The 12722-nt window shown below is 41.1% G+C and carries 11 protein-coding genes; 8 read left to right on the top strand and 3 right to left on the bottom strand.

Features of this window, described 5'->3' with window-relative positions:
* Window positions 1–25: 25 nt before the first annotated feature.
* Complete coding sequence (locus tag KG118_RS15015) at window positions 26–3148, bottom strand: SusC/RagA family TonB-linked outer membrane protein (protein ID WP_117713304.1); 3123 nt, start codon at window positions 3146–3148, stop codon at window positions 26–28.
* 300 nt (window positions 3149–3448) lie between these two features.
* On the bottom strand, window positions 3449–5068 hold the full coding sequence (locus KG118_RS15010; RefSeq protein WP_117713286.1) for a tetratricopeptide repeat protein: 1620 nt from the start codon (window positions 5066–5068) through the stop codon (window positions 3449–3451).
* Between the two features lie 96 nt (window positions 5069–5164).
* On the opposite strand from KG118_RS15010, the gene KG118_RS15005 reads away from it, so the two are divergent.
* A complete protein-coding gene (locus KG118_RS15005) occupies window positions 5165–5770 on the top strand; it encodes a ribonuclease HII (RefSeq protein ID WP_117713285.1) in 606 nt (201 codons plus the stop codon).
* A gap of 3 nt (window positions 5771–5773) precedes the next feature.
* On the opposite strand, the gene KG118_RS15000 is transcribed toward KG118_RS15005, so the two are convergent.
* Window positions 5774–6157: a helix-turn-helix domain-containing protein gene (locus KG118_RS15000; protein WP_117713284.1), complete on the bottom strand. Its 384-nt coding sequence runs from the start codon at window positions 6155–6157 to the stop codon at window positions 5774–5776.
* Window positions 6158–6402: 245 nt separating this feature from the next.
* Here KG118_RS15000 and KG118_RS14995 point away from each other — a divergent pair, with 245 nt between their 5' ends.
* The 7 genes from KG118_RS14995 to KG118_RS14965 all read left to right on the top strand — a co-directional run bounded on the left by KG118_RS14995 (window position 6403) and on the right by KG118_RS14965 (window position 12657).
* Window positions 6403–7101, top strand: a complete 699-nt coding sequence (locus tag KG118_RS14995) for a hypothetical protein (RefSeq protein ID WP_117711690.1) — start codon at window positions 6403–6405, stop codon at window positions 7099–7101.
* Between the two features lie 24 nt (window positions 7102–7125).
* On the top strand, window positions 7126–8013 hold the full coding sequence (locus KG118_RS14990) for a hypothetical protein (RefSeq protein ID WP_117711689.1): 888 nt from the start codon (window positions 7126–7128) through the stop codon (window positions 8011–8013).
* A 3-nt stretch (window positions 8014–8016) separates the two neighbouring features.
* Window positions 8017–8493, top strand: coding sequence for a hypothetical protein (locus KG118_RS14985; protein ID WP_118323683.1), 477 nt, complete (start codon window positions 8017–8019; stop codon window positions 8491–8493).
* Window positions 8494–8516: 23 nt separating this feature from the next.
* Window positions 8517–9425 carry a DUF6175 family protein gene (locus KG118_RS14980; RefSeq protein ID WP_233514891.1) on the top strand — a complete coding sequence of 303 codons (909 nt, stop codon included), beginning with the start codon at window positions 8517–8519 and terminating at the stop codon, window positions 9423–9425.
* Window positions 9426–9500: 75 nt separating this feature from the next.
* Entirely contained in the window at window positions 9501–10664 is a 1164-nt protein-coding gene (locus tag KG118_RS14975; RefSeq protein WP_117711687.1) for a hypothetical protein, read from the top strand.
* Window positions 10665–10678: 14 nt separating this feature from the next.
* Window positions 10679–11986, top strand: a complete 1308-nt coding sequence (locus KG118_RS14970) for a plethodontid receptivity factor PRF (protein WP_117711713.1) — start codon at window positions 10679–10681, stop codon at window positions 11984–11986.
* Between the two features lie 41 nt (window positions 11987–12027).
* The gene (locus KG118_RS14965; protein WP_117711712.1) at window positions 12028–12657 is read left to right on the top strand and encodes a hypothetical protein; all 630 of its coding nucleotides are present in this window, start codon (window positions 12028–12030) and stop codon (window positions 12655–12657) included.
* The last annotated feature ends 65 nt before the right edge of the window (window positions 12658–12722 follow it).

Genomic DNA, 12722 nt, shown 5'->3' with positions numbered 1-12722 from the left:
CTTATGTATATATCTGTTTGTAATGTTAGAATGTAAGTTGTGCACCTACCGTATATGAGCGGGTAAACGGATAAATGTGTCTGTCAATACCTGAATTGACGGGACTGCTGGTAGAGAATTCCGGGTCAATGCCGTCATATCCTGTAATGGTAAATAAGTTATCGCCGCTGATATAGAAACGGAGTTTCTCAATGTGTGCTTTCTTCAACAAAGAAGTAGGTAAAGTATAGCCTATTTGTGCTTGACGCAGACGGACGAAGTTGCCGTTTTCAAGGAAACGTTCAGACTCGCGGGAGTTACCGTTGGGGTCGTTATAAACGGCACGCGGGATATCGGTACCTTTGTTATTCGGTGTCCAAGCATTGGCTACACTGCTCAACATATTGGTAGGAGCACTCATTGACTGGTAGAAGTATTTGTTACCATTGTAAATCTTATGCCCCCACGCGCTACCCAAGCTCAATGAAAGGTCGAAGCCTTTATAGGCAGCTGAAAAGTTTAGGTTGGCTTCTACTTTGGGAATACCTGTACCACAGTATTCTTTATCGTCTTCATCGATAGTACCGTCACCGTTTGAATCTACAAAACGGATATCACCGGCTTTGGCATTGGGTAGAAGACGTTCGCCGTCTTTGTTGACATATTCGGCAGCTTCTTGGTCACTCTGGAAAATACCGTTTGTGCGATACAGATAGAAACCGCTGATTGGCTTACCTTCTTTGGCATAAGCGGGGACGTGATCGGTGTCGTACAATAAACCTGTGGCGGGCAATGCTTGGCCTTTGTCTGCCAATTCCACCACTTCATTCTTGGTAGTGGCAAAGTTGAAGCCTATATTGTATTCAAAATCTTTTACTTTATCACTCCAGTTCAGTTCCAGTTCTACACCTGTATTGCGTATCTTTCCTACGTTCAAAATTGGATTCTCGTAACCTGCGGAAGGAGACAAGCGTTTGGTTATCAGAAGGTCTTCTGTTTGATTGATGTAGTAGTTGATGCTACCCGTCAGTTTATTGTTAAACATACCGAGATCGAAACCGATATTCTTTGTATCGGTAGTTTCCCATTTCAAGTCATTCCTCTCAATATTCCAAGATGCGGAGCCCGGCCATGCGTTTCCACCCTGTATGTATCCGCCTTCGTGACGGTTATAAGAGGTTATAAGTGCTTGGAAGTCATAGTATCCTAAAGCATTTTCGTTACCCAAGCGTCCCCAACTGGCACGGAACTTCAGGTTATTTATGAATATGTCTTTCGGGAAGAAATCTTCTTCACTGATTCTCCAACCCAAAGCTACAGACGGGAAACAACCCCAACGGTTGTTGGAACCGAATTTGGAAGAACCGTCATAGCGCATGGTAGCTTGGACAAGATAACGATTATTGTAGTTGTAGTTTATGCGGCCGAAGAAAGAGGCACGGTTGTATTTATAGTTGTAGCCGTCACCTGCAAAAGTACCGCCGATACCTGCATTGATAGTGCTGAAACTCGGATCGAGGAAACCGGCAGGTTCCTCGCGGTTTGCGAGATTACCATTTTGGTCTACATAGTATTTAGTGGTTTTACCGGTTACGTTTACACCGTTTTCAGTATATTTGGTGGAAGTGATAGAAGAGCCTGCCATCACATTCAAGCTGTGCTTGCCGAACTCTTTGTTGAAAGTCAGCACATTGTCTATAACCTGCTCTTCCCAATAGTAAGTATCTTCCTGTTGATAAGGGTAATTGTAGGGATTTTGTCCGTTGGATATATAGTCAGGGTAGTGCAAGGCATAACGATAGTGTACACCGCGATAGGCATAGCTGGTCTTGAAGTTAAGCCACGGAGCCAATTTTACGCCTAAAGAGACGTTGGCTGTGGTATAGAATTTTTTGGTAGCAGCGTTACGGAAAGTGTAGTCTGCCATAACGTTGTTGTTGGCAGGCAATTGATGAGTGGATGCCAAACCGAAACCGTACTTCTCTGTTTCATCATAAACGGGAAGCAACGGAGAGGAAGCATACATTTCTTTCAGGCTGTATTGCGGTTGCTTGCTTTTGGTATAGCGTAAGCCAAGATTGGCATCAATGTCAAAAATGTATTTGCTCATGTGCATTTTCATACGGGCGTTATCTTGACGATAGTCGTTACCCAAGAAGATACCTTTGTCATCCGCATGGTTGTAAGATACGGAATATTGCGCTGTCTCTCCACCACCGCGTACACTGAACATATAGTTCTGTGAAAGACCATTGCGCAACATCAAATCTTGCCAGTCAGTGTTTACACCCGTATTGGAAGTAACATATGCGGGAATTGTTTCCGCATCGTCGGGATACTGTGCATTGTAATTCTCGAACATTGTTTTGATAGTGTTCTTGTACTGCTCTGCATTGGTCATCTCCAACTTATTGGCAACCTGAGTTACGCTTAAATAAGTATTAAAGTCGATGTGTGTTTCACCTTTCTTTCCGTTTTTGGTAGTGATGATGATAACCCCGTTAGCGGCTACCGAACCATAGATTGCAGCTGCGGCTCCGTCTTTCAGAACTTCCATAGACTGAATATCTTGCGGATTGACATTGTCAATATCACCGGGGAAACCGTCGATGATGTAGAGAGGTTCGTTGCTTCCGAATGATTTCACACCACGGATTTTTACAGATACGCCGGCGCCGGCATTGCCACCGGCTTTCATAATGTTTACACCGGCAATCTTGCCTTGAAGGGCTTCTGCAGGATTGGTTGTGGCGCGTTTGGTTAATTCCTCCGTATCCACCGAAGAAATGGCTCCTGTCATGTCGCTCTTTTTCATGGTTCCGTAGCCGATGACAACTACTTCATCCAGCATTTCGTTGTCTTCCTTTAAAACAACGTTTAATGTTTTACGGCCGTTGAGAGGGATTTCCTGTGTTGTATAACCCACATAAGAGATTACGATTGTTGCGTTGGGTGATACGGTTAATGAGAAGTTACCGTCAATGTCTGTAATAAGACCGTTGGTGGTTCCTTTTTCCAGTACACTGGCACCGATGACTGTTTCGCCGGATGTATCGGTTACTGTACCTGTCAACTGGATGCTTTGTGCCCATGTACATACAGGTAACATAAAAGCAAAGAAAAGGAACAGTTGGATTGTTCTTTCTTTAAAAGCATTACTTTTACTCATTTGAATAAGTTTTTTAAGGTTAATATTTTTTTTGTTTTCCACAATGCCAAATTAAGATGATATTAATGGGCTTTACTAATAAAGGTTATCTACAAATAGCCTACAAATAGGACGTTTCTGCTCTTTTATAATCTACATGAATACTTGTAATCTATTGATATATAGTAGTATAATTGCTTAATCCTATCTACAGAATAGAATATTGCTTTATAGTATATATTAAAGTTCAATGAATTGAATGTGGTGAACAGGGACGGTAATGAAGATAGTTCGTCTCTTCGTTGTCTCAATGAAATAATCTCATATATTCTGTAGATAGTCTGTCAAGTCCTCTTCGGAAGATAAGTTTAAAGATTTACGTAAGCGATAACGGTTCATGTTGATGGTTTTAGGAGTAGTGCCCGTCAGCATAGCTACTTCTTTGGTGGAAAGGTTAACTCTTAACAGGGTAGCAAGATATTTTTCTCCTTGCGTTAATTTGGGGTGTAGGGTAATGAGCTTCTGCAAGAATTCATTATTCTTATCTTCGATATTAATTAATAAAGAAGTGTTGGTTTTATCGCCATTTTGATATTGTTTGATAAATGAATTGATTTTCTTAAGATGCGGAACAATGGCTTGAGAATCCATTTTATATCCTTCTTTTATCATTTCGCGTATCTTGTCCAGCAGTTCATTGCGGCTTTTCAGGAATACGGCAAAACTTGTAGCTTCCTGCCGGCTTGCCTGCAAGGCACTCTGTACATTTTGTAGTTCCAATTCTTGTTGGTGTAGTTTCAGTTCGGCAACTTCCCGTTCGGATAGTTGAAGTTGGTATCGGGCTTCTACCAATTGTAGGTTCTTTTTGCGCTTATACCATTTATATAGAAAAATGCAGGAAGCTATTCCAAGAATGAATATGCAACTCAGAAGCCATAGATTTCGTTTTAGGAGTTCTATCTTGTAGATTTGTTCCTGTATCTCGGTAGCATATTTTTGGTCTTGATACCTTTTGTAAGAGATTTCCTGTTCAATATTGCGCAGTTTATTGCTGCTTTGGAGTTTTTTACTTAGAGCGGACATTTGGCTTAAGCATTTGAAAGCTTGGTTATAGTTACCAATGGCGGCATATACCCAAGATGAGTATTCATAGTTGTCACAAATCAGTTCACGTGCACCGATGCTATGAGCATATTCATAGGCTTTTTCTAAAGCTTCCAATGCTTTGGAATATTGCTCTCCAAAGTAATATTGTTTACCCATATTATTATAGTTTTCGCCTAAGGACCATTGGGAATCTAAATTTTTGTTGATGGTAATGGCTTCATGTATGAGTTTCAGCTTTTCGTCGGTATTACCTTGATACAGACAAAGATTACTTAGATTTGTAGCAATACCTTTTAGATTGCGTTGGGCACGGTTGATTATTAAAGCGCGCTGAAAGAATCTTTCGGCAATCAAAAATTCATTAAGGAGATAATGCATGACACCCCGTTCATTATAACATTCGGCTATGGAGATTGAATCTCCCAATACTTTGAAAATAGAAGTGGCTTTGTCGTTTAATTCAATCGCTTTGTTGTAATCACCCAATTTGCTGTATACTCGGCCCATGAGTGAGTAGAGTTGTGCATTTTGTAGTTTGTTCGAGGGTGTGATGTATTTTTCTGCATCATATAGATTTTTGATACTCATATCAAAGTTTCCTAACAGCTGTTCTGCTTGACTTTGAAGCAACATGGCTTGTGCGCGTATCTCATTAGGCTCATTTTCCGGGAATAAGTTTACTGCCTGCCCTGCATAGTATGAGGCTTGTTTTGGAGTACTGAATAGGTCCTTCTGTGCTTGTTCGATAAATTCCAGTGCTTTCTCTAAGTCTTGGGCCTGTAGAAGTATGTTGGGTAAAAGGTAGATAAAGAAAAAGATATAGTATTTTTTCATAAGGGTTTCTTCTTTCTGCAAATTTAATTATTTTTGTTTAAAAGCCTCGTTTGCTTATGAAAAGATTTATCTTTGTGCGCTCTAATATAGTGATATATGCTATTACCTTACTTAAATAAAGATATGATAGAAGCCGGCTGTGATGAGGCCGGACGTGGCTGTCTTGCAGGTGCTGTTTATGCTGCCGCCGTTATTCTGCCTACGGATTTTAAGAATGACTTGCTGAATGATTCTAAGCAACTGACTGAAAAACAACGGTACGCTTTGCGTGAAGTCATTGAGAAAGAGGCATTGGCTTGGGCAGTGGGAGTTGTTTCGCCTGAAGAAATAGACAAGATAAATATCCTGAACGCTTCTTTTCTTGCAATGCATCGCGCTGCAGACCGGTTAAAATTATGTCCGCAACATTTGCTTATAGACGGTAACCGCTTCAAGAAATACCGGGATATTCCACACACTACTGTAGTGAAAGGTGATGGCAAATATCTTTCTATTGCGGCAGCTTCCATTCTTGCCAAGACTTATCGTGATGATTATATGAATCGTCTACATGAAGAATTTCCTTATTACGATTGGGAGCATAATAAGGGATATCCCACAAAAAAACATCGTGCAGCTATTGCCGAACGGGGGGCTACTCCATATCATCGTATGACCTTTAATCTGCTGGGTGATGGACAGTTGGAACTGGACTTCAAATAGTCGTCATTTTCTTTGCTCCAACTGTTCAATTCTTTTGCATAGTAAATCAATCGTCCTGCAATTAGCCTTGACCAGTTCATAAAGGGTATTGTAACTTTCAGGATCATTATTATTTAGAACATTATTGGCAGAATTATTTTTCTTATAATAAGAATCGGTATCTGTGTACTTATCAATGCGTGCCAATAAATCCATAAAAGATATGTCTAATGCTTGTGCTATTTTATATAATCGTGTAAGCGTTAAATCAGTCTCTCCATATTCAATTTTGCAATAAGCACTTGTAGACAGATTTAGTTTCTCGCCCATCTGCTCTTGGGTTAAGTTCCTTTCCAGACGCAATAGCTGTAGTTGTTGACCTGCAATTTTCTTCAGTTTTTTTTCCATACTGATAATGTTTTGGGGAGTGTTGCTTGTTTATCGGGTAAATATAATAAAATCTGTGGATATAATCAATGTTAAAACCTACTTATCTTTGTGAACAATGAAAAACATTTATGTCAAACCGGTTAATGTGATGCGATATCACTGTTGAGTAAGTTAATAATGTTTTAACTGGAGAGAGATTTACACATTTATTATAAACCCGAAACAGAGATATTACCTCTGCTTCACATTAACGATTACAGGTTATGAAAAAGTATTTATTTATTCTATTGGGTATTTTTGTCTTAAGTACTACTGTTTATGCTCAGGAACTGACAGAAAAGGAAAAAGCAAGACAAGAAAAAGAGGCGGCCAAACAAGAAAAAGAGAATGCCAAGAAAGAAGCTAAACTTAAAAAGGCAGCAAAGAAGCAGGCTAAAGATGCTGAACGCCGTGCTGATTATGAAGCATTCTTGAAAGAATGGGAGCCTATTGAAGCTAATGTCGGTATTGCAGAAGTAGACACTTTCTTTGTACATTCTAACGAACTGTTTGCCTTGTTGGTTTCCATTGAGCAGAATATCGGTTTTATTGAAATGGTTCCTGAACCCTATTTTGATGAGGAAATGGGTGTGAATGATACCATTTGGAATGCCAAGAATAAGTTGACTAATGAGCCTATTGCCAAGAATGATGCCCTGAAAGTATACAGCTTAGCTTTATTGGATGCAACGACAGCTACTGCCAGTACCGTTTCTCTGACAGCCGAGGGTGTCAGTGCTATTGCCGCTTTGACGGGTGACCCTTTGAAAGCTTTGACTTTGGGCAAGCAAGTGAAGAAAGTAGGAAAATACATTAAAATCGCAGGAGATATTCTTCCCTTAACCATACGGAATATTAAAAGTAATACAGAGAAGTTGAAGTATAAGAAAGCTAATGAGGGGCAAGAAGTTGCAACCGAATAATAGCGAAGCGGATAAAGATAGATTATGAAAAAGATATATTTATTGTTTGTAATGGTTGCCCTTGCTCTGAACGGTTTTGCTCAGAGTAAGGGCAAAAACGCAATGACATTGCGTTTGGTTGATATAAAAGTAACCGATGGGACTTTAGTTAATATTGCTAAAGAACAGGAAGCCAAAGGTAATACCAAGCCTATGGATTTGATTCGTATTTATGAAGGAAATGTACGCGCCAAGTTGGATGAAGTTGCGAAAGCCTGCGGACGTTTTGAAATATCGGATGAGAAGGCGCTGCAAGCCCTTACACGGGATGCAGAAGAGAAATTGTTTATGAAGATGTCTAAAGCAGAAAGAATAGAATACGTTTCTGCCCAGCAGAATGACTACACTCTTTCCTGTGACATCAATAGTTGCCAGTTTACGCGCAGGGCGGGTGGAGCAGGTTATTCTTGTGTGCTTCGCTTGAAAGTGAGCATAGGAGATGCACGCGATTCTACTGCCGCCGCTTTAATTTCTCGTGAGTTCATCAGCGATATAAAGAAAACGGCAATCCGTCCCAATAGAGACGCTGCGTGTCAGGAAGCTTTGGCTACATTGACGGAGCCTCTTACTGATTTTTTTCTGAATAACATCCCTATATACGGGCTTCTTGACTACGAAGGAGATGAATATATAGTTACTTGCGGTGAAAATCTGAATATCAGAAAAGGTGATCAATTTCAAGTCTCCTTGGTAAAGTATAATGGAGGGGAGCGAGAAAGTGAGGTTGTTGGTGTGGTAAAAGTGCAAGATTTGCGTGCTTCAACATCCGCCATCTCTTTCTCCGAAGGTAAAGACCGTATTATAGAGGCGATACCCACTTTGGATGCTAATAGTTTTCTGCAATGCAGATTGTTACTTTTAAAATCTCGTTAACTTATGAAAAAGGTATTAATTTTTTCTTTGTTCTGTTTGCTGTTCTTTACAGGGGCTTTTGCTCAAAAGGTAAAACCTGTGAATTATGGCGGCTCGGTAAATTTAATGGAAGTGAAAGGACGTGCAGGAGATGCCACACTGGTGCTTCGTACGTTGGGTTATGGTAAAAATGATGCTTTGGCACAGGAAGATGCGGAAGTACGCGTAATACGTGCACTGTTGTATTCCGGCTTTTCCAAAGATTATCCGGCTGTTATTTCAATGACCGAATCGGAAGCGGAATCGAAGAGTCAGGGTAAACTGCTCGCTTTCTTTGAGAATAAAGAGTATAAGGATTGCATAAGTTCGGTAAAGCCGTTGGGTAAGCTGGATAAAGTGAAAGGAGAAAAGGTCAAGAAGAAACCGTTTGATATAACGGTCAACTATTTTGTCCTGAAGAATAGAATTGCGAGTATGAATTTTGATTCATTTGGTTTTTGAATCATTAATATAAGATGATGATTATGAAAAGATTAATTTTCTTTTTGAGTATGTTTTTGCCTCTTTATCTTTTTGCACAAGGCAATTCGGCAAGAAATCCGAGTGTGATAGTTGTACCTTTTGTAGAACCGGGTGATGGAGAGAATGATCGTATTAAAGAGGCAGTTCTGAATGATGAGGCTGTGCCACTGGCTCTTTCTAAAATAAAAGAGCAGTTCAATCTGCGCAGTTTTAATACGATTGATTTTATGACCGAATTTCAGAGAGTACAGAATCGCTCTTATGCAGCTTCTGCCTTGAATGCCAAGTCTACCGGTCTGCAAGCCTATGTGGATGGTGCAAGAGCGGACATATACGTAACCGTAAAGATTAGCAAAGAAGATTTTGACGGGGGAGCCTCAAATGTCACCCTTCTGCTGGAAGCCAAAGAGAGAGAAACGGGATTCTCATTGGCTAATGCCAGTGTTGTGAGCGATCGTTTTCGGGCATCGAAGAAAGAGTTGACGGAGTATGCTTTGGAAGGAATTACAGAAAATTTCTTCAATCAGCTGAAACTTGCTTTTCGCGATATGGTGAATAACGGACGTGAAGTGAATGTAACGCTCAATGTAGACGAAAACTGCGAGTTTGACATGGAGAACGATGTGGTAGGTACGCAAGACATGACTTTGAGCGAGGAACTTGATGAATGGGTGCTCAACAATGCTTTTAAAGGTAATGGAGAAGTGCGTTGGGGTGGTAATAGCCTGAACGTCTTTATGCGTGTACCTGTGTATGACCCTGAAACCGGAAGACCGCGTTCCATAAGTTCGGAAGTCGGTAAAATGAGAAGATTCATTTCCGGCTTGTTGAAAAGCAAAGGTTATACAGCAAGTTCAAAAGCAGCTTCCGGACAGTATATCCAGCTTTTGATTCAGAATTCAAGAGAATAACCTAAGGCGGATATTCGGTGCGTGTTGGTCTGAGTAAATACACAGCTGGGTATCGGTCTTTTAATAATAATAGACATGAGGAAATTTTTATTTCTATTGGCGACAGCTTTCTGCACTGTTCAGCTTTGGGGCCAGACAATTAATTTTTCTGTTCAGCCTTTGGCGGAAGCGGGCGATTTGTCCGATGCATCGCAGGAGCTGCTGCAAAATAAATTGAAGCAAATCATTACCCGTAATAGTGCAGGTGCATCAAATGATTATAATGTCTTTGTAATAGAACCTACAATAGATATTGTGGACAAACAATCTACTACGGGGCTGATGCGCAATGCCACTCTTGTGAAAGGAGAACTGACCTTAGTGGCTAAAAACAAAGTAGACGGCAGCTTGTATCACAGTGCTGTCGTGCAGGTTTCCGGACAGGCGGCGGAAGGAGCCGACCCTTATAAAACAATGATTACCGGTATCCGTTCTACCGATCCGGTTTATACCCGCTTCATCCGTATAGCTCGTCAGAAGATACAGGATTATTATGCGGCTAATTGTGCAACTATACTTCAGAAAGCCCAAAGTCTTTACGGCTTGAAAAAATATGCGGAGGCCTTAAGCTATCTCTCTGCGATTTCGGAGAGTGTGCCTTGCTATGAGCAGGCGGCTGTACTCCAGACAGAACTCGCACAGTATGTTCCCGATGCACAACCCGATACGGTGATTATACAAAAAGTTATTGAAAAACCTGTTGAGGTGGAAAAGATTGTGGAAGTTGAAAAGATAGTGGAGAAGCCGGTAGTCGTTGAGAAGGTAGTAGAAAAACCGGTTGTTGTAGAAAAAGTAGTTGAGAAACCTGTGGTTGTTGAGAAACCGGTTGTAAGGGAAACGCCGAAGGCAGACTGCGAAATAACCTTTTCCACCAACAGACTGCAACTTAATGTACTGAAGTGCTACGGTAACGCTGCTCAACAACGTATTACAATCTTGGTTGAGATGACCAATTTGGATACTAATCGCAATACGGAGGAGTATCTGCGAATAAATTCGGCTGTGACCGATAGCGGCGCGGAGTGCAAGAATTTTGAGATTCAGAATGGAAATTGGATGAAGATGCCTCCTCGCGTAAAGCTTCGTCGTGAGTTTTATATAACGAAAGTTTTTGATAGATTTTCCAGTTTCTCTTATGTGGAACTGAAGATTGCAGATACTCAGGTATACATCCGTAATCTGCCTATCCAATGGCAATAAAAAACAAGATGCTTATGAAACGATTGATGTGGGTGGTTTGTGCCTTGTTACTGGCAGTTGGGATAAATGCCCAGACTAAAGTAATAGAGAAAAGTGCCAAGAAAGTTCCGGGGTGGATGAATACGGCTGTGGATGATTATCTGATAGTTTCTGTTACAGCAAGTTCTTTGGCAGACGGGCAGTCGAAAGTCTTGCAGGAAATTACGGAGCGTATCATTCAGGCTGTTGCGAGTAACGTTTCTGTCTCTAAAGAGAATATCCTTTCGGAGGTGAATACGAATGGAGAGATTGAGTCTTCGGATGCTTTTAAACAAATATCCAAGATTAAATCGGCGAACCTTCCTTTTTTGAAAGGCATTTCTCTTTCTAATGTGGAAGAAATCTATTGGGAGAAAGTACAGGATAAGTCTACGAAAAAGGAACACTATAACTATTCGGTGAAGTATCCGTTCTCGCAGGCGGAGCAGCGTAAGTTGGTGGCGGAGTTTGAAGCGTTGGATGCTGAGAAAGTAGCTCAATACAAGGCTTTGGAACAGAAATTGCATTCGATAGAGTCAGTAGACGAAATCAATCAGGCTGTTTTAGCATTGAATACTTTGTCCGAGTACTTTTTTGATGAGGTGCGTTTGAGTCAAGTAAAAGGCCTAATCAGCCAGTATAATGAATTGTATAAAGCGATTTCCGTTACCGGCACTTTTCTTGATAACGGGAAATACCAATGCCAAGTATTGCTTGAAGGCAATCCGGTAAAGGTGTCTGCCACCCCGAAAGTAACTTCTAACTGTGCCGGCCAGCTCAGTGCCCGTCCTGATGACGGTAGATTTGTTATTTCTTATAATGCGGAAGACTGTCTGCCTGAGGAGGAGAATGTATTGAACATTACATTCGTCATCAATGGAAAGCGCATACAGCACCAAGCTTTCTTGAATGAATCGGGAGCAAGCGGCGTATCCTTTTCGGTAGTGCCCGAAGGAAAACTTATTCTCACTGCCGATTCCGTAGTGTCTGCCAACAGGAAATTGTTCAATATCAATATCCGCCTCACGCTCAACAACCGTGGCGGTACCCCTTTCGGACTGAAATCACTGGAACTCCATATTCCGGAAATTTCCACTCCTATCATTTTTGATGATATTGACGGAGTGTACAAGACCAAGGGAATCGTTCAGATAAAGGCATTGGCTGAGGGTGAATTTACCGCAAAAGAGAAGAAAAACTCAGCTTTCTCCTTTGCTAAGGGTTCCATTACATTTGTCAATCCGTTGACAGGCGCTGTAGAACGCAGTCAGCTCTCTTTGCCTTATATAACGAATTGGGAATAAAGAAGTAAAGTCATAGTATTAACTGTTAAATTAGAATGATTATGAAAAGAAGTTTTGCATTTTTTGCGCTTGTCTGCGCTATACTTTTCGGATGCGTGGCAACTGTCGATGCACAATCCAAAGCTCTGAAGAAAGATGTCAAGAAGAGAGTGAAAGAGCTGAAGAAGGAAGGATGGAAGCCTTTGGCAAGTTCTTCTACATTGGAATATGCTTTCTCTAAATATCGTACTTATCTGGAAGAAGACCCCGAAAACCGTATTGAGATGGTGGGTATTGCAATTGGTAAGAATGTGAAGATTGGCAGAGAGAACGCCATAATGAACGGTATTACCAGCTATGCTTCTCGCGCTAAGGCACAGGTAGTGGGTAAAATGAAGAGTCTGCTTTCCTCCTCCGCAACCGATGCTCCGGAAGAAGAGATTGATAAGTTTGGAGCTGCCTATCAGGCTGCGGTGAATACAAAGATTGCCGGGCTGGTGAAGCAACACCTTGTTTTGGTGAAAGAGAATAAAGACGGAAGCAAAGAATTTAACGTTTATATGTCCATTGATGAGGCTCAGGCAAAGAAGGCCAGAGAAGCGGCTGCATTGGAAGCCAAGAAAAATGCTGCTTTGGGAGACTTGTCACAGAAGGTGGAAGAATTTATTGGCGAACCGGTAGAGGAATACTAATCCGGATAAATCTATAAAGGTTGTCCTTGTGCCGAACGGCTCCGGGTACAACCTTTTTTAAATTA

It is taken from the genome of Bacteroides propionicigenes, assembly GCF_018390535.1.
Classification (GTDB): domain Bacteria; phylum Bacteroidota; class Bacteroidia; order Bacteroidales; family Bacteroidaceae; genus Bacteroides; species Bacteroides propionicigenes.
The sequence above is the reverse complement of the archived record's forward strand: the minus strand, read 5'-3'. Positions and strand labels throughout refer to the sequence as shown.

Bases quoted from the DNA above. Each gene is read 5' to 3' on its own strand.
- KG118_RS15015 (WP_117713304.1), bottom strand. From the start codon at position 3,148: ATGAGTAAAAGTAATGCTTTTAAAGAAAGAACAATCCAACTGTTCCTT.
- KG118_RS15010 (WP_117713286.1), bottom strand. From the start codon at position 5,068: ATGAAAAAATACTATATCTTTTTCTTTATCTACCTTTTACCCAACATA.
- KG118_RS15005 (WP_117713285.1), top strand. From the start codon at position 5,165: ATGCTATTACCTTACTTAAATAAAGATATGATAGAAGCCGGCTGTGAT.
- KG118_RS15000 (WP_117713284.1), bottom strand. From the start codon at position 6,157: ATGGAAAAAAAACTGAAGAAAATTGCAGGTCAACAACTACAGCTATTG.
- KG118_RS14995 (WP_117711690.1), top strand. From the start codon at position 6,403: ATGAAAAAGTATTTATTTATTCTATTGGGTATTTTTGTCTTAAGTACT.
- KG118_RS14990 (WP_117711689.1), top strand. From the start codon at position 7,126: ATGAAAAAGATATATTTATTGTTTGTAATGGTTGCCCTTGCTCTGAAC.
- KG118_RS14985 (WP_118323683.1), top strand. From the start codon at position 8,017: ATGAAAAAGGTATTAATTTTTTCTTTGTTCTGTTTGCTGTTCTTTACA.
- KG118_RS14980 (WP_233514891.1), top strand. From the start codon at position 8,517: ATGAAAAGATTAATTTTCTTTTTGAGTATGTTTTTGCCTCTTTATCTT.
- KG118_RS14975 (WP_117711687.1), top strand. From the start codon at position 9,501: ATGAGGAAATTTTTATTTCTATTGGCGACAGCTTTCTGCACTGTTCAG.
- KG118_RS14970 (WP_117711713.1), top strand. From the start codon at position 10,679: ATGAAACGATTGATGTGGGTGGTTTGTGCCTTGTTACTGGCAGTTGGG.
- KG118_RS14965 (WP_117711712.1), top strand. From the start codon at position 12,028: ATGAAAAGAAGTTTTGCATTTTTTGCGCTTGTCTGCGCTATACTTTTC.